This is a genomic window from Streptomyces sp. NPDC087428 (assembly GCF_044744085.1).
Classification (GTDB): Bacteria; Actinomycetota; Actinomycetes; order Streptomycetales; family Streptomycetaceae; genus Streptomyces.
On the sequence record NZ_JBIUXR010000013.1, the window covers coordinates 133,530 to 153,459 of the forward strand.

Consider the following 19,930-nt stretch of genomic DNA (forward strand, 5'->3'; position numbering starts at 1 on the left):
AGGTCGTGGGGTGCACCTGCCCGGACCTGATCCGGACAGGCCCCATGACCCAACGTAGCCCGCGATGCCCGCCTGCTACCTGCGCGCCGTCGCCCAGGCGTGCTGCGTCGCGAGGTCCTCCTTGACCTCGGCGAGCTGGACGGCGACCGCGGAGGGCGCGGTGCCGCCGCGGGCGTTGCGGGAGGCCAGTGCGCCGGCCACGTCGAGGACCGTGCGGATCTCGGGGGTGAGGTGCTCGGAGATCTTCGCGAACTGCTCGTCGGTCAGCTCGTCGAGCTCGATGCCGTGCAGCTCGCACTCCTTGACGCAGCTGCCGGCGACCTCGTGGGCGACGCGGAAGGGCACGCCCTGCTTGACCAGCCACTCCGCGATGTCGGTGGCGAGCGAGAAGCCGGCCGGGGCCAGCTCCTCCATGCGCTCGCGGTTGACGGTGAGCGTGGCCATCATGCCGGTGAAGGCGGGCAGCAGGACTTCGAGCTGGTCGCAGGAGTCGAAGACCGGCTCCTTGTCCTCCTGGAGGTCGCGGTTGTACGCGAGCGGCAGGGCCTTCAGCGTGGCCATCAGCCCGGTGAGGTTGCCGATGAGCCGCCCCGACTTGCCCCGCGCCAGTTCGGCGATGTCGGGGTTCTTCTTCTGCGGCATGATCGAGGAGCCGGTGGAGAAGGCGTCGTGGAGGGTGACGAAGGAGAACTCCTTCGTGTTCCAGATGATGATCTCCTCGGCGATCCGGGAGAGGTTGATGCCGATCATCGCGGTGATGAACGCGAACTCCGCGACGAAGTCCCGCGAGGCCGTGCCGTCGATGGAGTTGGCCACCGAACCGCGCTCGAAGCCGAGGTCGGCCGCGACCGCCTCCGGGTCGAGGCCGAGCGAGGAGCCGGCCAGCGCGCCCGAGCCGTACGGGGAGACGGCGGTCCGCTCGTCCCACTGGCGCAGCCGCTCGGCGTCCCGGGACAGGGGCTGCACATGGGCCAGGATGTGGTGGGCGAAGAGCACGGGCTGGGCATGCTGGAGGTGTGTGCGGCCGGGCATGGCCACGTCCGGGTGGGCCTCGGCGAGGCCGACCAGGGCGTCCTGCAGCTCGGCGACGAGGCCGCCGATGATCCGGGCGTGGTCGCGCAGGTACATCCGGAAGAGCGTCGCGATCTGGTCGTTGCGGGAGCGTCCGGCCCGCAGCTTGCCGCCGAGGTCGGGGCCGAGCCGCTCCAGCAGTCCGCGTTCGAGGGCGGTGTGGACGTCCTCGTCGGCGACGGTCCCGGTGAACGAGCCGTCCGCGACGTCCGCCTCCAGTTCGTCGAGGCCGGCGGCCATCCGCTTCAGCTCGTCCTCGGTGAGCAGGCCCGCCTTGTTGAGGACGCGCGCGTGGGCGCGGGAGCCGGCGATGTCGTACGGCGCGAGGCGCCAGTCGAAGTGGACGGACGCGGACAGCTTGGCCAGCGCCTCGGCCGGACCGTCGGCGAAACGGGCGCCCCAGAGGCGTACGTCGCTGTTGCCGTTGCCGTTGCTCACTGCATGCTCCTCGGAAGAACAAGGGGGTTGGATGTGCGACCGCCTCCCCGCGCGGACGGCCGGGGAGGCGGTGACGTAACGGGGAGGGGTCAGGCCAGGTCACGCTTGGCGGCGATCTTCGACGAGAGGCCGAAGATCTCGATGAAGCCCTGTGCCTTGGACTGGTCGAAGGTGTCGCCGGAGTCGTACGTGGCGAGGTTGAAGTCGTACAGCGACTCGCTGGAACGGCGGCCGGTGACGACGGCGCGGCCTGCGTGCAGGGTCATCCGGATGTCGCCGGTGACGTGCTGGTTGGCCTCGTTGATGAAACCGTCCAGGGCGCGCTTGAGCGGGGAGAACCACAGGCCGTCGTAGACCATCTCGCCCCAGCGCTGCTCGACCTGCCGCTTGTAGCGGGCCAGTTCGCGCTCGACGGTGACGTTCTCCAGCTCCTGGTGGGCGGTGATCAGTGCGATCGCGCCCGGTGCCTCGTACACCTCGCGGGACTTGATGCCCACGAGCCGGTCCTCGACGATGTCGATCCGGCCGATGCCCTGGCCGCCGGCCCGCTCGTTGAGCTGCTGGATGGCCTGGAGCACGGTGACGGGCCTGCCGTCGAGGGCGACCGGCACCCCCTCCTTGAAGGAGATGACGACCTCGTCGGCCTCGCGCGGGGTGGCGGGGTCGGCGGTGTACTCGTAGATGTCCTCGATCGGCGCGTTCCAGATGTCCTCCAGGAAGCCCGTCTCGACCGCGCGCCCGAAGACGTTCTGGTCGATGGAGTACGGGGACTTCTTGGTGGTCGCGATCGGGAGGTTCTTCTCCTCGCAGAAGGCGATCGCCCTGTCCCGGGTCATCGCGTAGTCGCGGACCGGGGCGATGCACTTCAGGTCGGGGCCGAGCGCGGAGATACCGGCCTCGAAGCGGACCTGGTCGTTGCCCTTGCCGGTGCAGCCGTGGGCGACGACGCTCGCGCCGTGCTTGTCGGCGGCGGCCACCAGGTGCTTGACGATGGCCGGCCGGGAGAGCGCCGAGACCAGCGGGTAGCGGTCCATGTAGAGGGCGTTGGCCTTGATCGCCGGGAGGCAGTACTCCTCGGCGAACTCGTCCTTCGCGTCGGCGACCTCGGCCTCGACCGCACCGCAGGCGAGCGCGCGCTTACGGATGACGTCCAGGTCCTCGCCGCCCTGGCCTACGTCCACCGCGACGGCGATGACCTCGGCGCCGGTCTCCTCGGCGATCCAGCCGATGGCGACGGAGGTGTCCAGGCCGCCCGAGTAGGCGAGTACGACGCGCTCGGTCACGGGTTTCTCCTCACGGTGCAATCACTGACAGGTATAACTATGCGTTCCTCCGTATGGTTTGTCAAAGATGCAGGTGAGGGCGGGTACGGAAGCCCCTCACACACGCGGGGAGGAGCGGGCGACCTCCCAGGCCGCCTCGATCATCCGGAAGATCTCGTCCACCGCGGCGTCCGGATCGGCTTCCTCGCGGGCCAGCGAATAGGTGTCGACCACGAACCTCGCGATCGCCCGGCAGGCCGTCGGGGTCAGGGGCAGACCGGGGTCCGCGGCGAGGGCCGCCGCCAGCGACTCGGCATGACGCAGCCGCATCGACTCCTCGTACTCCCGCAGGGCGGGTGATTCGACGACCATGCGCCAGACCGGAGCGGCGCCGTCCGCCCGGCAGTGCCGGACCAGGACGAGGATCTCGCGGCGCAGCGCGGGGATGAGCGGCTCGTGCGGCGCCCGGTCGGTGACCGCTCCCGTGAGCCGTCGCTCGAAGTCGTCGTCCCGCTCGAAGACCAGGGCCTCCTTGGAGGCGAAGTGGGAGAAGAGCGTGGTGACGGCCACATCGGCCTCTGCGGCCACGTCACGGATACCCACCGCGTCGTACCCCCGCTCCAGGAAGAGCCGCATCGCGGTGTCAGCGATCTTCTGGCGGGTCGCGGCCTTCTTGCGCTCACGGCGTCCGGACTGCACGGTCATGGCTTGACACTATCAGGTACAAAACAATAACGGTGTCGAAACACTAACCGTTAGTGCTACGGTCGGCCGTATGAGAAAAGTGAGCTTCGCCGAGTTCGGCGGCCCGGAGGTCCTGCACCTCATGGACGCCGAGGAGCCCCACGCGGGCCCCGGTCAGATACGTGTCGCGGTGCGGGCGGCGGGCGTGAATCCCGTCGACTGGAGAATCCGTGAGGGCCAGATCCTGGGGGCCCACCCGGTCGAGCTGCCCGCCGGAGTCGGGCTGGACGCCTCCGGGGTGGTGGACGAGGTCGGTGCGGGCGTCGAAGGGGTCGAGGCCGGCGACCGCGTGTTCGGCGAGGGTTCGAGCACCTATGCCGAGTTCGCCGTGCTGTCGGCCTGGGCGCTGATGCCCGAGGGGCTGACGTTCGGCGAGGCGGCCGGGTACCCCTCCGTGGTGGAGACCGCGCTGCGCGTCATCCGCGAGGTCGGTGTGCGGCCCGGACAGACGCTGCTGGCCAGCGGCGCGTCCGGAGGAGTCGGATCGGCGGTGCTGCAGATCGCCCGTGCCCGGGGCATCAGGGTGATCGGCACGGCCGGGGCCGCCAACCAGGACTACCTGCGCGGCCTGGGTGCCGTCGCCACGACGTACGGCGAGGGCTGGGTAGAGCGGGTGCGGCGGCTCGGCCCGGTCGACGCGGCCCTCGATCTGGCCGGCTCGGGGGTGATCCGCGAGCTGGTCGCGCTGACCGGGGACCCGGGGAAGGTGATCTCCATCGCCGATCTCTCGGCGGCGGAGCTCGGCGTCCGGTTCTCCGGCGTGGCCGGAAGCGTGCCCGATGCGCTCGCAGAGGCCGTCGGCCTCATCGCGCGGGGAGAGCTGCACATCCCGGTCGAGAAGGCGTACCCGCTCACCGAGGCCGCGGCGGCGCACATCGACAGCCGGGCCGGTCATGCGCGCGGGCGCCGGATCATCGTCGTCTGAGCGGGTTCCCGAGGCTTCCCGGGCGGTGGTGAACGTGCGTGCTGCCGCCCGGCCTGCCGTATCCGTCCCACGGGCTGGAAACCCCCGTTGCCGGGGGAGGCGGAGCGGATAATCACCCCCATGGGAAAGACATACGAACGCATCGACGGGCGGCTGCGGACCTTCATCGAGGAACAGCACATCTTTTTCACGGCGACCGCACCGCTGGACGGCGACGGCACGGTCAACCTCTCCCCCAAGGGCGTCAGCGGTTCCTTCGTGCTGCTCGACGAGCTGCGGATGGCGTATCTGGACTTCGCCGGGAGCAACGCGGAGACGGTGGCACACCTTCGCGAGAACGGCCGGATCACCCTGATGTGGTGCGCCTTCCAGGGCCCGCCGACCATCGTGCGGGTGCACGGCCGGGGGGAGCCGGTGTTCCGCGACGATCCCCGCTTCGCCGGGCTGCTCGAACGGTTCGACGGGGTGGACCACACCCGGCACGGGCTCCGGGCGATCATCGTGGTGGAGGCCGAACTGATCCGGGACTCCTGCGGATACGCGGTCCCCTTCATGTCGTACGACGAGGACCGGCCGCTGCACGCCAGGCGCTTCGCACGCGACGACGACGCCTCGCTCAGCGCCTACTTCGAGAAGAAGGAGCACATCGCCACCAGCATCGACGGGCTGCCGGGGCTGCCCCTCCCGCTGCCCGCCCTGCCGCCCGCGCGGTAAGCGGTTGGGCCGTACGGAGCAGGTGCGCGGGTGGCCCGGCACGGGCCGGTCTACGGTCCGGGGCATGCGCAGATGTCTGGTGACCTGTTCGGTACTGCTCGCCCTCGCCGCCCTGACCGGGGCCCGGCCCCCGGCGGACCCGTCGCTGCCGCGGCGGCTGGCCGACACGGGCGGCGGCTCCCAGCTGATCACGGCCGAGGCCGCCGCCACGGGGGCCACCACGGGCACGGTCACCTGGTGGGACCTGCGCTCCGGCCGCTGGGTGGCCGCAGGGACTGCACCCGCCAGGTTCGGGGCGAACGGGCTGACCGAGGGTGCCTCGCGCGAGCAGGGCACCGACACCACGCCCACCGGCCTGTACAACCTGCCGTACGCCTTCGGGGTGGCGGCGGCCCCGCCCGGCACCCGCTACTCCTACCGCCGGATCCGCAACGGGTCGTGGTGGTGTCAGGACAACGCGGCGCGGGCGTACAACCGGTGGGTGGAGCCACGGCCGGCCGACTGCCGGGCATCGGAGGCCGAGCGGCTGATCACGTATCCGGCGCAGTACGCCCGTGCGCTCGTCGTGGGGTTCAACTACCACCGTCCGGTGCGCGGGCGGGGCGCCGGGATCTTCCTGCATGTCAACGGGCGCGGCGCGACCGCCGGTTGCGTCTCCGTACCGGCGGCCGCGATGGACCTGATCCTGGCCTGGGCCGATCCGGCCCGTCGTCCGCACCTCGCGATCGGGACCCGCTCGGGCCCGACCGCGATCACGCGCTACTGACCGTCAGCGGTCGTTCTGTGCGAGCCGCAGCAGATGGTCGGCGAGCGCCTGTCCGCCCGCCGGGTCGCGGCTGATCAGCATCAGCGTGTCGTCACCGGCGATGGTGCCGAGGATGTCGTGCAGTTCCGCCTGGTCGATGGACGAGGCGAGGAACTGGGCGGCGCCCGGAGGCGTCCGCAGCACCACGAGGTTGGCCGAGGCCTCCGCCGAGATGAGCAGTTCGGCGGAGAGGCGCCGCATCCTCTCCTCCTTCGCGGAGCCGCCGAGCGGCGCGTGCGGGGTACGGAAACCGCCCTCGCTCGGCACCGCGTAGATCAGCTCGCCGCCGGTGTTGCGGATCTTCACGGCACCCAGTTCGTCGAGATCCCGGGAGAGCGTCGCCTGGGTGACGCTCAGCCCGTCGTCCGCGAGAAGCTTGGCCAGCTGGCTCTGCGAGCGCACCGGCAGCCGGTTCAGGATGTCCACGATCCGGCGGTGGCGTGCCGTGCGGGTCTGCGGCACGGACGGCCCGCCGTGCTCGGATTCCTGCGCCTCGGTCATCGTCGTCGCCTCATTCTCCGGAACGTCATTCTCCGGATCGTCCGTATGCCGCGTCGAGTACGCCGGGAAGTGCCTGGAGGAACGTGTCCACCTCCGCGTCACCGATGATCAGCGGCGGCATCAGCCGTACGACATCGGGTGCGGGTGCGTTCACCAGGAGTCCGGCTCCCTGAGCCGCCTGCTGCACCTGGGGTGCGAGGGGCTCGGTGAGCACGATACCCAGCAGCAGGCCCGAGCCCCGGACATGGGAGACCAGGGGGTGTCCGAGCCCCTCGACGCCCTCCCTGATCCGTTCGCCGAGCCGCTTCACGTCGTCGAGCACGCCACCGGCGGCCAGGGTGTCCAGGACCGCGAGGCCGGCGGCGCAGGCGACCGGGTTGCCGCCGAACGTCGTGCCGTGCTGGCCCGGCTCCAGCAGGTCCGCGGCCGCGCCGAACGCCACCGTGGCGCCGATCGGCAGTCCGCCGCCGAGCCCCTTGGCGAGGGTGACGAGGTCGGGCTCGACGCCCTGGTGGGCCTGGTGCTCGAACCAGGTGCCGCAGCGGCCGATCCCGGTCTGCACCTCGTCGAGCACGAGCAGGGTGCCGGTGGCCCGGGTGATCTCCCGGGCGGCCTCCAGATAGCCCTTGGGCGGGACGACCACACCGTTCTCGCCCTGGATCGGCTCGATGACGAGCAGCGCGGTGTCGGTGGTCACCGCGGCCCGCAGCGCTTCGACGTCCCCGTAGGGGACATGGGTGACGTCGCCGGGCAGCGGGGTGAAGGGCTCGCGCTTCTTCGGCTGGCCGGTGAGCGCGAGAGCGCCCATGGTGCGGCCGTGGAAACCGCCGTCGGTGGCGACCATGTGGCCGCGCCCGGTCAGCCGGCCGATCTTGAACGCGGCCTCGACCGCCTCGGCGCCCGAGTTGGAGAAGAAGACCTTGCCGGTGCGGCCGAAGAGCTGGAGCAGCCGTTCGGCGAGCGCGACGGGCGGTTCGGCGATGAAGAGGTTGGAGACGTGGCCGAGGGAGGCGATCTGGGTGGAGACCGCCTCGACGATCGCGGGGTGGGCGTGGCCCAGCGCGTTCACCGCGATACCGCCGACGAAGTCGAGGTACCGGGTGCCGTCGGCGTCCTGGACATAGGCGCCGGAGCCGCTGACGAGGGACAGCTTCGGGGTGCCGTAGTTGTCCATCAGCGCGGTCTTCCAGCGCTGCGAGAGCCCGGCGTTGGTCATGCTTCCCCCTGTGCGTCGGGCACGACCATCGTGCCGATTCCCTCGTCGGTGAAGATCTCCAGCAGGATCGAGTGCTGGACCCGTCCGTCGATGACCCTGGCGGTCTCGACGCCGTTGCGCACGGCGTGCAGACAGCCCTGCATCTTGGGCACCATCCCGCTGGAGAGCTCCGGCAGGAGCCGCTCCAGCTCGGTGGCGGTGAGGCGGCTGATCACGTCGTCGCTGTTGGGCCAGTCCTCGTAGAGGCCCTCGACGTCGGTGAGGACCATCAGCGTCTCGGCGTCCAGCGCGGCGGCGAGCGCGGCGGCCGCGGTGTCGGCGTTGACGTTGTACACGTGGTTGTCGTCGGCGGAGCGGGCGATGGAGGAGATGACCGGGATGCGGCCGTCGTCCAGCAGCGCCTGGATGGCTCCGGTGTCGATCGCGGTGATCTCGCCGACCCGGCCGATGTCGACGGCCTCGCCGTCGATGACGGGCCGGTGCTGGGTGGCGGTGATGGTGTGGGCGTCCTCGCCGGTCATGCCGACGGCGAGTGGCCCGTGCTGGTTGAGCAGGCCCACCAGTTCGCGCTGGACCTGCCCGGCGAGCACCATCCGTACGACGTCCATCGCCTCGGGCGTGGTGACGCGGAGCCCGGCCTTGAACTCGCTGACCAGTCCCTGCTTGTCGAGCTGGGCGCTGATCTGCGGGCCGCCGCCGTGCACGACGACGGGCTTGAGGCCGGCGTGCCGCAGAAAGACGACATCCTGCGCGAAGGCCGCCTTCAGCCCCTCGTCGATCATGGCGTTGCCGCCGAACTTGATGACGACGGTCTTGCCGTTGTGCCGGGTCAGCCAGGGCAGCGCCTCGATGAGGATCTGCGCCTTCGGGAGTGCGGTGTGCTTCCGCGCGGTGGTCATGAGCTGTACGCGCTGTTCTCGTGGACGTAGTCGGCGGTGAGGTCGTTGGCCCAGATGACGGCCGACTCGGTGCCCGCGGCGAGGTCGGCGGTGATCCTGACCTCGCGGTAGCGCATGTCGACGAGGTCGCGGTCCTCGCCCACCCCGCCGTTCCTGCAGACCCAGACGTCGTTGATGGCGACGTTCAGCTCGTCGGGCTCGAAGGCCGCCTTCGTCGTGCCGATGGCGGACAGCACCCGGCCCCAGTTGGGGTCCTCGCCGTGGATGGCGCACTTGAGGAGGTTGTTACGGGCGATGGAGCGGCCAACCTCGACGGCGTCTTCCTCGGTCGCGGCGTTGACGACCTCGATCCGGATGTCCTTGGACGCGCCTTCCGCGTCACCGATCAGCTGCCGGGCCAGATCGTCGCAGACGGCCCGTACGGCCTCGGCGAACTCGCCCTGCTCCGGGGTGATTCCGCTGGCCCCCGAGGCCAGCAGCAGCACGGTGTCGTTGGTGGACATGCAGCCGTCGGAGTCGATCCGGTCGAAGGTGGTGCGGGTCGCGTCGCGCAGCGCGGTGTCGAGTCCGGCGGTGTCCACGTCGGCGTCGGTGGTGAGCACGACGAGCATGGTGGCGAGGCTGGGCGCCAGCATGCCCGCGCCCTTCGCCATTCCGCCGACGGTCCAGCCCGTACCCCCGGCGACGGCCGTCTTGTGCACGGTGTCGGTGGTCTTGATGGCGATGGCGGCCTTCTCGCCGCCGTGCTCGCTCAGGACGGCCGCGGCCTTCTCGATGCCCGGCAGCAGCTTGTCCATCGGGAGCAGCAGACCGATGAGCCCGGTCGAGGCGACGGCGATCTCACCGGCGCTGTGGCCCTTGAGGACCTCGGCTGCCTTCTCGGCGGTGGCGTGGGTGTCCTGGAAGCCCTGCGGTCCCGTACAGGCGTTGGCGCCACCGGAGTTGAGGACGACGGCGGTCACCTCGCCGCCCTTGAGGACCTGCTCCGACCAGCGGACGGGGGCGGCCTTGACACGGTTGGAGGTGAAGACGCCCGCGGCGGCGCGACGCGGACCGTTGTTGACCACGAGGGCCAGGTCCGGGTTACCGCTGTCCTTGATTCCGGCGGCGATGCCCGCCGCCGAGAATCCCTGTGCTGCCGTGACGCTCACGGTGCGACTCCGATCGTGGAAAGACCTGTGTCCTCGGGAAGTCCGAGGGCGATGTTCATGCTCTGCAGGGCGCCGCCCGCGGTGCCCTTGGCGAGGTTGTCGATGGCGCTGATGACGACGATCCGGCCGGCCGCCTCGTCGTACGCGACCTGGATCTGGACGGCGTTGGAGCCGTACACGGCGGCGGTCGCGGGCCACTGCCCCGCGGGGAGCAGATCGACGAACGGCTCGTCCGCGAAGGCCTTCTCGTACGCGGTACGGAGCACCTCGGCGCTCACGCCGGGCTTCGCCTTCGCGCTGCACGTGGCGAGGATGCCGCGGGGCATCGGCGCGAGGGTCGGCGTGAAGGAGACGGTCACCGGCTCACCGGCCGCGGCGCTGAGGTTCTGGATCATCTCGGGTGTGTGCCGGTGGACGCCGCCGACGCCGTACGGCGACATGTTGCCCATCACCTCGGAGCCGAGCAGATGCGGCTTGGCGGCCTTGCCCGCGCCGGAGGTCCCCGAGGCGGCGACGATCACGACCTCTGGCTCGGCGAGCTGGGCCGCGTACGCCGGGAAGAGCGCGAGCGACACGGCGGTGGGGTAGCAGCCGGGCACCGCGATACGCTTGCTCCCCGCCAGCCCGGCGCGCCCACCGGGCAGCTCGGGCAGACCGTACGGCCAGGTTCCGGCGTGCGGCGAGGCGTAGAACTTCTCCCAGTCCGCGGCGTCCCTGAGCCGGAAGTCGGCCCCCATGTCCACCACGAGCACGTCGTCACCGAGCTGCTCCGCGACGGCGGCGGACTGCCCGTGCGGCAGCGCGAGGAACACCACGTCGTGCCCGGCGAGCACCTCGGGCGTGGTCGGCTGAAGCACCCGCCCGGCGAGCGGCCGCAGATGCGGCTGCAACGCCCCGAGCGGCTGTCCCGCGTTGGAGTTCGCGGTGAGGGCGCCGATCTCGACCTCCGGGTGGACCAGCAGAAGACGGAGCAGCTCCCCGCCGGCGTATCCGCTCGCCCCTGCCACCGCTGCACGTACCACCATCGAAATCCTCCTCGTCGACGGCATGACTATACGCAACGTCGCACTTTTATGCAAAGAAATGGATCGATGTGGCGTGATCCCGATGTGACTGTTCGCGGTAGTTGGCGAATGTTCACGCTTGTCGGCATCGGTCTCGCTCATCCATGCCAAGATTCCGGGGTGGACATGACCGACGTCACGCGCGCGATCGCGGCTGCGACTTCGGTCGCCGCCTCGCTCGACCTGCCCGCCGACGACGCAACCGTTCTCCACAACTCGAACAAACTGGCACTGCGCCTGACGCCGTGCGACGTCTTCGCCCGGGTCGCCCCTGTGGGACAAGAGGTTGCACAGTTCGAAGTCGATCTCGCCCAGCGGCTCACCGAGGCCGGATGCCCGGTGTGCCCCTTGGAGCCCCGGGCGGATCCGCGCGTGTACACGCGCGATGGCTTCGCGGTGACGCTGTGGACGTACCACGAGCCCGTGACGCCTCACATGTCACCGGTCGACTACGCCAAGGCGCTGGAGCAGCTGCACGCCGGTATGCGCGAGGTCGATGTGCCGAGCCCGAGGTTCACGGACCGGATCGCGGAGGCGGAAGGAGTTGTCGCCGACCCGGTTCGCTCGCCGGAGCTCACCGACGCGGACCGCGTGTTCCTCAGCGGCAGGCTGGCAAGCCTGCGCCGAGCGATCGACGACCGCGGCGCCGTGGAGCAGCTGCTCCACGGCGAGCCGCATCCGGGCAATGTGCTCAGCACGGAGAACGGCCCGTTGTTCATCGACCTCGAGACGTGCTGCCGGGGCCCGGTCGAGTTCGATCTCGCCCATGCTCCCGAGGCGGTCTGCGCGCACTACCCAAGCCTTGACCAAGGGCTGCTGGACGAGTGCCGGCAGCTCGTTGTCGCGATGGTCGCCGCGTGGCGCTGGGAGCGTGGCGACCAGTTCCCGAATGGGAGGCGATTCGGAGAGGAACTCCTGCGCTTGCTGCGCGAGGGTCCTCCTTGGCCGACACTCGGCACGGTGACCAGGCGAGTGGACGGTCCGCAGAAATCGCCGAAGGTCACGTGACAGCGCCCGGCTCGGTGCCCGGATCCGCCAACCACCGCGGACGACCACACCCGACGTGAGACCGAGCGCCCGAGTTGACCCTTCGACGCTCGAACCGGCCCGCCCGAACGCCGGTGTCGGCCCGTAGGGCGGCGGCCGCTCCGCCGACCTGCCGAGTCTTCGGGGAAGTCGTACGGAAGGCGGGGCGAGCGGGCTGTTCCGGGGGCGGCCATCCCCGGCCCTGGCAGTCGGCCGACACTGTTTATGCTCACGCCCATGGCACTCGAATGGGAACAGATCATCGTCGACTCCTCCGACCCCGTCACCCTCGGGCACTGGTGGGCCGAGGCTCTCGGCTGGGTGGTGGTCGACGAGTCCGAGGAGATCATCGAGATCCGGCCCGAGCCGGACCGGATGCCGGGGCTGCTCTTCGTCCCCGTCCCCGAGGGCAAGAGGTCGAAGAACCGGCTCCACCCCGACTTCCGCCCCGACAACCAGGAGGCCGAGGTCGCCCGGCTGCTCTCCCTCGGCGCCCGGCGCGCCGGCAGCGTGCAGGACGAGCAGCACTGGGTGACCCTCCTCGACCCGGAGGGCAACGAATTCTGTGTCCTGGGTGAGCGGAAGGGCTGAGCGGGGCAGCCCTCCCGTCGCCCGCTTCCCAGGCGAAACCACTTTTTGCACATATGTTGCAAGAGCAACACATGTGCGATAAGTGTCGAAGGCGAAGCGAAAGAAGACCCCCATGGCAGCCTCTCCCGCCCCAGCGGTCGCCGCCCGTTCTGGCCTGCGCCGTCTGGCCGGTTCCATGACCCGGGCCGAGTGGCGGCGGGTGGCGGGGATGGCGGCCTTCATCGCGGCCCTGCATGTGATCGGCTGGTTCACCCTGGTCTCGATCGTCACGCCCGAGCACTACACCCTCGGGGAGAAGACCTTCGGCATCGGCATCGGGGTCACCGCGTACACCCTGGGCATGCGGCACGCCTTCGACGCCGACCACATCGCGGCCATCGACAACACCACCCGCAAGCTGATGCACGAGGGCCAACGGCCGCTGTCGGTCGGCTTCTGGTTCTCCCTGGGCCACTCCAGCATCGTCCTCGCGCTCGCGGTCCTGCTGTCGCTGGGCGTCAAGGCCCTCGCCGGGCCCGTGAAGAACGACAACTCCACCCTCCACACCACCACCGGCTGGATCGGGACCACCGTCTCCGGGACCTTCCTCTACCTCATCGCGATCATCAACCTCGTGATCCTCACCGGGATCTGGAAGGTCTTCCGCGAGATGCGGCGAGGGCACTTCGACGAAGCCGCGCTGGAGGAGCAGCTGAACAACCGAGGGCTGATGAACCGGCTGCTGGGGCGGCTGATGAAGTCCCTCACCAAGCCGTGGCAGATGTATCCGCTGGGCCTGCTCTTCGGCCTCGGCTTCGACACCGCCACCGAGATCGCCCTCCTGGTCCTGGCCGGCACCGGCGCCGCCTCGGGACTGCCCTGGTACGCCATCCTCTGCCTGCCCGTGCTGTTCGCGGCAGGCATGTCCCTGCTGGACACCATCGACGGCACCTTCATGAACTTCGCCTACGGCTGGGCGTTCGCCAAGCCGGTCCGCAAGGTCTACTACAACCTCACCATCACCGGTCTGTCCGTCGCCGTCGCCCTGATCATCGGCACGGTCGAACTCCTCGGCCTGGTCGGCGAGAAAGCCGGTCTCCACGGACCGTTCTGGGACTGGATCACCGGCCTCGACCTCAACATCGTCGGCTACCTGATCGTCGGCCTGTTCGTCGTCACCTGGATCGCCGCGCTGGCCGTGTGGAAGTTCGGCCGCATCGAGGAGAAATGGAGCGCGAACCTGAGCGGCCCGCCGCCCCCGCCCTCCTCGCCCCCGCCCAGGGCACCGGGGCCGCGATAGCGGGAGGCCCCCGGCCCCTCGCACCGCGAGGGGCCGGGACGAGCCTGTCTCAGAGTCTCTGCCCGAGACCAGGAAGAGACGCGGGGGCCGTCAGCGCGCCTCTGCCACTCGTCATACCGCGGAGCGGGGCAGACCGAGCGAGCGGTACTCCTCCACGATCCGGTAGCCGACGCTCGTGTACAGGTTCATCGCCACCACGTTGCCGCCCCACACGGTGAACATCAGCACCGAGTCACCGGCTGCCGACGTCGCCCGTTCACCGGCCGTCATCGCGGCCCGGCCGTATCCCTTGCCGCGGTGCCGCTCGTCGATGTGCAGCGAGTATCCGTAGGTGGCCCCCGGGAGGTGCCCGTGCTTCAACCAGCCGGTGCCGATGGGCTCGCCCTCCGCCTCCAGCACCAGGAGCGTGGTGTCCGGTGTCGCCAGGCCCTCGGGAATCAGCTTCGCGAAGTCGTCGTCGGCCTTGCGTGCGGCGCCCTCGGGGCTCTTGGCTCCCGCCCTCACGATGTCACCGACGTAGGCGCGCTTCTCGGAGGCGAGCCACCCGGGGTACTCGGCCTGCGTCATCGGCCGTGCGGTGACGCCTTCGACCGGTTCGGGCGAGGAGGCGACGTGCCGCGCCCTCAGCTGACCGCGGACGCCGTAGGCGTCGAACAACTCGCCTGCCGGCTCCATGAGCCGTATGTCCAGCCTGCGTGCGCCGCGCTCCGCGCACCAGCGCTCGGCCCAGTCCCTGGCGGCCTCCTCGTGCCCCTGGCCGGCGTGGCGTGCGTCGACCCGGAGGTCGCAGATACGGCCCGCGGGCGGGTCGTCGCCCTCGGCCACGACCACGGCGACGTGCCCCACCCGGGTCCCGTCCGCCTCGGTGATCGCGGCGACCGTCCAGTCACCGACCCCGGCGCGCATGTCACTGAGCACGCGTTCCGTCGCGGTCGCACCGAGCCCGGCCGCCGTGTACGCGGCGCGCAGCCGCTGCTCGAAGTCCTTCTGCCATTCCGTGCTGTCGCCAAGGACGTTGAATTCTGTCACCCGGTCACATTAGCCACGTTGTCATGGACCTGAACGGGTATTCTTCGGGCCAGGAGACCGCTCCGGCGCGATCCGATCCGACCGGTTCGCCGATGCCCACCGGGTTTCCCCGTCGCCGGTCGGGCCGTCGCGGGTCGGGCTCCGGAGGAGCCTGACCTCCGCGTACCCTCGTTTTCCATGCCAGCCGCCCGCCTGCGACACGTCGCGGTCCTCGTGCTCGACGGCGCGAAGCCGCTCGATGTCGGCATTCCCGCACAGGTCTTCACGACCCGCGCGAGCATGCCGTACGAGGTACGGGTGTGCGGCGCGGCACCCGGCCTCGTGGCCGGCGGGGACGGGCTCTCGTACTCCGTCACCCACGGGCTCGACGCGCTCGAATGGGCCGACATCGTGTTCGTCCCCGGCTACCGGCTCCCCGACCGTGACGTTCCGCCGCAGCCCGTCCTCGACGCACTGGTCGCCGCCCACGGCCGGGGCGCGCGCCTCGCCGCCATCTCGACCGGGGCCTTCGCCCTCGCCGCGACGGGTCTCCTCGACGGCCGCCGCGCCACGACCCACTGGCACTACACGAGGGCGCTCGCGGCGAAGTACCCGCTGGTCCGGGTCGACGAGAACGTCCTGTTCGTCGACGAGGGCGGCGTGCTGACCTCGGCGGGCGCCGCGTCGGGCATCGACCTGTGCCTGCACGTGCTGCGCGGCGACCTCGGGGTGGCCGCGTCGAACTACGCGGCCCGGCGCCTGGTCGCCGCGCCCTACCGCAGCGGCGGCCAGGCGCAGTACGTGCCGCGCAGCGTGCCGGAACCGCTCGGCGAACGGTTCGCCGCCACCCGCGAGTGGGCGCTGCACCGGCTCGGCGAACCCCTCACCCTGGAGGCGCTCGCGCGGCACGCGGCGGTGTCGCCCCGCACGTTCTCGCGGCGCTTCGCCGAGGACACGGGGTACACCCCGATGCAGTGGGTCATGCGCGCCCGGATCGACGTGGCCCGGGAGCTGCTGGAGCGTTCGGAACGGGGCGTCGAGCAGATCGCCGCCGAGGTCGGCCTCGGCACCGGCGCGAATCTGCGGCTGCACTTCCAGCGCATCCTCGGCACCACGCCGAGCGAGTACCGGCGCACCTTCGCCCGGGGCGAGTAGCCCGCGGCCGGGTGGCGGGATCCTTACGGACCATGGCGATCACGCCGCTGTCGGGCGGGTCCGGCGAGCGCGATGCTGAGGACGAGGAGAAGGGACTCTCACATGACTCGCATCGCCATCAACGGATTCGGCCGCATCGGACGCAACGTGCTGCGCGCGCTGCTCGAACGCGACAGCGACCTCGAAGTCGTCGCCGTCAACGACCTCTCGGAGCCCGCCGCTCTCGCGCGGCTGCTCGCGTTCGACACCACGGCCGGGCGGCTCGGGCGCCCGGTGAGCGTGGACGGGGACACCCTGGTCGTCGACGGCCGCCGCATCAAGGTGCTCGCCGAGCGGGAACCGGGACAGCTGCCGTGGGCCGAGCTCGGCGTCGACATCGCGCTGGAGGCGACCGGCCGCTTCACGTCGGCCAAGGCCGCCCGTGCCCACCTCGACGCGGGTGCGAAGAGGGTGCTCGTCGCCGCGCCGTCGGACGGCGCGGACGTGACGCTCGCGTACGGGGTCAACAACGACGCGTACGACCCGGCCCTGCACACGGTCGTCTCGAACGCCTCGTGCACGACCAACGCGCTCGCGCCGCTGGCCGCGGTGCTCGACGAGCTCGCCGGTATCGAGCACGCCTTCATGACGACGGTGCACGCCTACACCCAGGAGCAGAACCTCCAGGACGGCCCGCACCGCGACGCCCGCCGTGCCCGCGCCGCCGGGGTCAACATCGTGCCGACGACGACGGGCGCCGCCAAGGCGATCGGCCTCGTGCTGCCGAACCTCGACGGCAAGCTGTCGGGCGACTCCATCCGCGTACCGGTTCCGGTGGGCTCGATCGTCGAGCTCAACACCACGGTGTCCCGCGATGTGACGCGCGACGAGGTGCTGGCGGCCTACCTGGCCGCGGCGCAGGGGCCACTGGCCGGGGTGCTCGAGTACTCGGACGACGCCCTGGTGTCGTCCGACATCACGGGCAACCCCGCCTCGTCGATCTTCGACTCGGCTCTCACCCGGGTCGAGGGGCGCCACATCAAGGTGTCCGCCTGGTACGACAACGAGTGGGGCTTCTCGAACCGCGTGATCGACACGCTCACGCTCCTCGCCACGCGCTGACCGTTCGCGGGGGCGGTCTCCGCTGCCCCCGTCGACGCCCGCCGGCGGCGTGCCGCTCCCCCGGCCGCCGCGACGCCGTGTGGGTGGTCCCCGTTCCGTTGGACCGGAACGAGGGCCACCCACACGGCGGTTTCAGTGGCCGATGTCAGGAACGGGGCTCCTGCGACTGGCCACCGCGTTCCGCGTTCCGCTCCTTGATGCGTACCGTCTCCTTGCGGACCTCGGCCTGGGTGGCGCGCTCCTTGCGCAGCCACTCGGGGTCCTCCTGCTTCAGCGCGTCGATCTGCTCCGTGGTGAGGGCGTCCGTGACGCCACCGCGCGCGAGGCCGGAGATGGAGACGCCGAGCTTGGCGGCGACCACCGGCCGGGGGTGCGGGCCGTTGAGTCGCAGTTCCTGCAGCCACTCGGGCGGGTCGGACTGGAGAGCCGCCAGCTCGGTGCGCGAGACGACACCCTCCTGGAACTCGGTGGGGGTGGCTTCGAGGTACACACCCAATTTCTTCGCCGCGGTCGCGGGCTTCATTGTCTGGGTGGTCTGGTGCGACGTCATGGAGTCAAGAGTATCGAGCGTGTGCGACGCCGCTGACCACGACCGGTAACCTGGCGGGGTGACAGGCTCGGAAGCAACCCCTTCGTTCCGGCTCGCGTACGTCCCGGGGGTGACGCCCACCAAGTGGGTGCGGATCTGGAACGAACGCCTGCCCGACGTCCCCCTCGCCCTCGTCGCGGTGCCCGCCGCCGAGGCGTCCGAGCTGCTGCTCGGCGGCGGCGCGGACGCGGGATTCGTCCGGCTGCCGGTCGACCGGACGGATCTCAGCGCGATCCCCCTCTACACCGAGGCGACCGTGGTGGTGATCTCCAAGGACCACGTGGTGGCGGCGGTCGACGAGGTCTCCGTCGAGGATCTGGCCGACGAGATCGTGCTGCATCCGCTGGACGACACCCTCGGCTGGGACAGCCTGCCGGGCCTGCCCGCGATCGAGCGCCCCGCCACGACGGCGGACGCCATCGAGCTGGTGGCGGCCGGCGTGGGCGTCCTCGCCGTCCCGCAGTCGCTGGCCCGTCTGCACCACCGCAAGGACCTGACGTACCGGCCGCTCTCCGGTGCCCCCGAGTCGCGCATCGCGTTGTCGTGGCCGGAGGACCGGACCACCGATCTGGTGGAGGACTTCATCGGCATCGTCCGGGGGCGGACGGTGAACAGCACCCGGGGCCGCGGTACGCCGCCGGCCGCGCAGCCGAAGCGCAAGGCCCCGGAGACCGGCGGCGCCCGGCGCAAGCCCGCGGCCGGTGCGGCGGCGGGGAAGGGCGCCCGGAGCGGTTCCGGAGGCGCGAAGGGCGCGAAGGGCGCCCGGGGCGGTGCGAAGGGCGCCGCGGGCGCCAAGCGCGGAAAGCCCCGCCGGCGGCCGTAGCGGCGCGACGGCCACGGTGGCGTGCACCGCGTGTCGACCACATGCGCCGGGCCCGTCACCCGTGAGCGGCGCTTCGTCGCGCCCGCCCGTCGGGGCCGCGCGGCCGGATGTCAGGATGGTTGCATGACGAGCAAGGTTTACTTCGACATCACCATCAATGACGAGCCCGCAGGGCGGATCGTCTTCAATCTGTACGACGACGTCGTTCCCAAGACCGCGGAGAACTTCCGCCAGCTGGCGACGGGCGAGCACGGCTTCGGCTACAAGGGGTCGTCCTTCCACCGGGTCATCCCCGAGTTCATGCTCCAGGGCGGTGACTTCACCCGTGGTGACGGCACCGGCGGCAAGAGCATCTACGGCGCGAAGTTCGACGACGAGAACTTCAAGCTGGCGCACACCAAGCCCGGACTGCTCTCCATGGCGAACAGCGGCCCGAACTCCAACGGTTCGCAGTTCTTCATCACGACCATCGTGACGTCGTGGCTGGACGGCAAGCACGTGGTGTTCGGCGAGGTCGCCGACCAGGAGAGCCTGGACCTGGTCACCAAGATCGAGGGTCTCGGCTCGCAGAGCGGCCGGACCAAGGCGAAGGTCACCATCGCCGACTCCGGGGTGCTCTGATCCCGACCCGCTGGCTGAACAGCTGACCGGACGCGCCGGCCGACGAACACCGTCGGCCGGCGCGTTCGTCGTTCCCGGGCTTCCGCGGACGGCATCGCCGCCACCGTCCGCACTTCAGTGCACTGTCAACGGAAGGTTGACAGTGCTTCACTGTCAACCTACGGTTGACACATGACGAAGCCAGTCGTTCCCACACATCCGGTCCGTCTCGACGACCTCATCGACGCCATCAAGAAAGTCCACCCCGACGCCCTCGACCAGCTCCAGGACGCCGTCATCGCCGCCGACCACCTCGGCGACGTGGCCGACCACCTGATCGGCCACTTCGTGGACCAGGCACGGCGCTCCGGCGCCTCCTGGACCGAGATCGGGAAGAGCATGGGGGTGACCCGGCAGGCGGCACAGAAGCGGTTCGTCGCCAAGGACCCGGGCGAGCCGACCGACCTCGACCCCAGTCAGGGCTTCGGCCGCTTCACGCCCCGCGCGAAGAACGTCGTGATGGCGGCGCAGAACGAGGCGCGCGCCGCGGGCAACAGCGAGATCGGGACCGAGCACCTCGTGCTCGGGCTGCTCAGCGAGCCGGAAGCGCTCGCGGCGGCGTTCATCAAGGCGCAGGGGGTGGTGCTGGACACCGTCCGCCAGGAGGCCACCGCCGCGCTCCCGGCGCCCTCGGAGGAGGAACTGCCCGAGCTCATCCCGTACAACGCCGGTGCCCGCAAGGCGCTGGAGCTCACCTTCCGCGAGGCGCTGCGGATGGGGCACAACTACATCGGGACCGAGCACATCCTGCTGGCGCTGCTGGAGCACGAGGACGGCGCGGGGCTGCTGACCGGTCTCGGCCTCGACAAGGCGACCGCGGAGACGGCCATCACCGAGGCGCTCACGCTCATCGTCGCCGCACACGAGAAGGACTGACCGGCCCAGGCCGGCGGCCGCATACCGGCCGT

Annotated in this window: 21 protein-coding genes; 11 read left to right on the forward strand and 10 right to left on the reverse strand. The window is 70.7% G+C overall.

The genetic code is table 11. The features are described from left to right. Positions 1 to 75 precede the first annotated feature (75 nt). From argH to ACIO3R_RS27360, 3 genes are all read right to left on the reverse strand, one after another. Complete coding sequence (argH, locus tag ACIO3R_RS27350) at positions 76 to 1,509, reverse strand: argininosuccinate lyase (RefSeq protein WP_402109445.1); 1,434 nt, start codon at positions 1,507 to 1,509, stop codon at positions 76 to 78. Positions 1,510 to 1,598: 89 nt separating this feature from the next. Next, a complete protein-coding gene (locus ACIO3R_RS27355; protein WP_385032742.1) occupies positions 1,599 to 2,792 on the reverse strand; it encodes an argininosuccinate synthase in 1,194 nt (397 codons plus the stop codon). A gap of 96 nt (positions 2,793 to 2,888) precedes the next feature. Continuing rightward, positions 2,889 to 3,476, reverse strand: a complete 588-nt coding sequence (locus ACIO3R_RS27360; RefSeq protein WP_385032739.1) for a TetR/AcrR family transcriptional regulator — start codon at positions 3,474 to 3,476, stop codon at positions 2,889 to 2,891. Between the two features lie 70 nt (positions 3,477 to 3,546). Here ACIO3R_RS27360 and ACIO3R_RS27365 point away from each other — a divergent pair, with 70 nt between their 5' ends. From ACIO3R_RS27365 to ACIO3R_RS27375, 3 genes are all read left to right on the forward strand, one after another. Further along, complete coding sequence (locus tag ACIO3R_RS27365) at positions 3,547 to 4,440, forward strand: NADP-dependent oxidoreductase (protein WP_385032736.1); 894 nt, start codon at positions 3,547 to 3,549, stop codon at positions 4,438 to 4,440. 120 nt (positions 4,441 to 4,560) lie between these two features. Further along, entirely contained in the window at positions 4,561 to 5,154 is a 594-nt protein-coding gene (locus ACIO3R_RS27370; RefSeq protein ID WP_385032733.1) for a pyridoxamine 5'-phosphate oxidase family protein, read from the forward strand. Positions 5,155 to 5,218: 64 nt separating this feature from the next. Then, positions 5,219 to 5,920 carry a L,D-transpeptidase family protein gene (locus ACIO3R_RS27375; RefSeq protein WP_402109449.1) on the forward strand — a complete coding sequence of 234 codons (702 nt, stop codon included), beginning with the start codon at positions 5,219 to 5,221 and terminating at the stop codon, positions 5,918 to 5,920. A 3-nt stretch (positions 5,921 to 5,923) separates the two neighbouring features. Here ACIO3R_RS27375 and ACIO3R_RS27380 read toward each other — a convergent pair whose 3' ends face one another. The 5 genes from ACIO3R_RS27380 to argC are packed head-to-tail and all read right to left on the reverse strand — an operon-like array spanning position 5,924 to position 10,751. Then, positions 5,924 to 6,460, reverse strand: coding sequence for an arginine repressor (locus tag ACIO3R_RS27380; protein ID WP_123468525.1), 537 nt, complete (start codon positions 6,458 to 6,460; stop codon positions 5,924 to 5,926). Between the two features lie 25 nt (positions 6,461 to 6,485). After that, positions 6,486 to 7,676, reverse strand: a complete 1,191-nt coding sequence (locus ACIO3R_RS27385) for an acetylornithine transaminase (protein WP_385345236.1) — start codon at positions 7,674 to 7,676, stop codon at positions 6,486 to 6,488. Then, complete coding sequence (gene argB / locus ACIO3R_RS27390) at positions 7,673 to 8,575, reverse strand: acetylglutamate kinase (protein WP_363031161.1); 903 nt, start codon at positions 8,573 to 8,575, stop codon at positions 7,673 to 7,675. The genes ACIO3R_RS27385 and argB overlap by 4 nt, the downstream gene beginning before the upstream one ends. Next, complete coding sequence (gene argJ, locus ACIO3R_RS27395; protein ID WP_402109453.1) at positions 8,572 to 9,726, reverse strand: bifunctional glutamate N-acetyltransferase/amino-acid acetyltransferase ArgJ; 1,155 nt, start codon at positions 9,724 to 9,726, stop codon at positions 8,572 to 8,574. The genes argB and argJ overlap by 4 nt, the downstream gene beginning before the upstream one ends. Further along, positions 9,723 to 10,751 (reverse strand): N-acetyl-gamma-glutamyl-phosphate reductase, encoded by a 1,029-nt coding sequence (gene argC / locus ACIO3R_RS27400; RefSeq protein ID WP_402109455.1) that lies wholly within the window; start codon positions 10,749 to 10,751, stop codon positions 9,723 to 9,725. Before argC ends, argJ begins: the two co-directional genes overlap by 4 nt. Before the next feature lie 165 nt (positions 10,752 to 10,916). Between argC and ACIO3R_RS27405 the strand changes: the two genes are divergently transcribed. From ACIO3R_RS27405 to ACIO3R_RS27415, 3 genes are all read left to right on the forward strand, one after another. Further along, a complete protein-coding gene (locus ACIO3R_RS27405) occupies positions 10,917 to 11,798 on the forward strand; it encodes a phosphotransferase (RefSeq protein ID WP_402109607.1) in 882 nt (293 codons plus the stop codon). 255 nt (positions 11,799 to 12,053) lie between these two features. Then, on the forward strand, positions 12,054 to 12,407 hold the full coding sequence (locus ACIO3R_RS27410) for a VOC family protein (RefSeq protein WP_385032717.1): 354 nt from the start codon (positions 12,054 to 12,056) through the stop codon (positions 12,405 to 12,407). A 175-nt stretch (positions 12,408 to 12,582) separates the two neighbouring features. Beyond that, on the forward strand, positions 12,583 to 13,686 hold the full coding sequence (locus ACIO3R_RS27415; RefSeq protein WP_402109608.1) for a HoxN/HupN/NixA family nickel/cobalt transporter: 1,104 nt from the start codon (positions 12,583 to 12,585) through the stop codon (positions 13,684 to 13,686). 111 nt (positions 13,687 to 13,797) lie between these two features. On the opposite strand, the gene ACIO3R_RS27420 is transcribed toward ACIO3R_RS27415, so the two are convergent. After that, positions 13,798 to 14,715, reverse strand: a complete 918-nt coding sequence (locus tag ACIO3R_RS27420) for a GNAT family N-acetyltransferase (protein ID WP_402109458.1) — start codon at positions 14,713 to 14,715, stop codon at positions 13,798 to 13,800. A 177-nt stretch (positions 14,716 to 14,892) separates the two neighbouring features. Between ACIO3R_RS27420 and ACIO3R_RS27425 the strand changes: the two genes are divergently transcribed. Together ACIO3R_RS27425 and gap are read left to right on the forward strand one after the other, a co-directional pair. Continuing rightward, positions 14,893 to 15,849, forward strand: a complete 957-nt coding sequence (locus ACIO3R_RS27425; RefSeq protein WP_385345249.1) for a GlxA family transcriptional regulator — start codon at positions 14,893 to 14,895, stop codon at positions 15,847 to 15,849. Positions 15,850 to 15,951: 102 nt separating this feature from the next. Further along, positions 15,952 to 16,950, forward strand: coding sequence for a type I glyceraldehyde-3-phosphate dehydrogenase (gap, locus tag ACIO3R_RS27430; protein ID WP_385032708.1), 999 nt, complete (start codon positions 15,952 to 15,954; stop codon positions 16,948 to 16,950). A gap of 145 nt (positions 16,951 to 17,095) precedes the next feature. Here gap and ACIO3R_RS27435 read toward each other — a convergent pair whose 3' ends face one another. Next, a complete protein-coding gene (locus ACIO3R_RS27435) occupies positions 17,096 to 17,500 on the reverse strand; it encodes a DUF5997 family protein (protein WP_363030584.1) in 405 nt (134 codons plus the stop codon). 58 nt (positions 17,501 to 17,558) lie between these two features. Between ACIO3R_RS27435 and ACIO3R_RS27440 the strand changes: the two genes are divergently transcribed. The 3 genes from ACIO3R_RS27440 to ACIO3R_RS27450 all read left to right on the forward strand — a co-directional run bounded on the left by ACIO3R_RS27440 (position 17,559) and on the right by ACIO3R_RS27450 (position 19,898). Further along, positions 17,559 to 18,362 carry a LysR family substrate-binding domain-containing protein gene (locus tag ACIO3R_RS27440; RefSeq protein WP_402109463.1) on the forward strand — a complete coding sequence of 268 codons (804 nt, stop codon included), beginning with the start codon at positions 17,559 to 17,561 and terminating at the stop codon, positions 18,360 to 18,362. A 123-nt stretch (positions 18,363 to 18,485) separates the two neighbouring features. Next, entirely contained in the window at positions 18,486 to 18,983 is a 498-nt protein-coding gene (locus tag ACIO3R_RS27445; RefSeq protein ID WP_123468564.1) for a peptidylprolyl isomerase, read from the forward strand. Between the two features lie 171 nt (positions 18,984 to 19,154). Further along, positions 19,155 to 19,898 carry a Clp protease N-terminal domain-containing protein gene (locus tag ACIO3R_RS27450; RefSeq protein WP_385041625.1) on the forward strand — a complete coding sequence of 248 codons (744 nt, stop codon included), beginning with the start codon at positions 19,155 to 19,157 and terminating at the stop codon, positions 19,896 to 19,898. Positions 19,899 to 19,930: the final 32 nt, after the last annotated feature.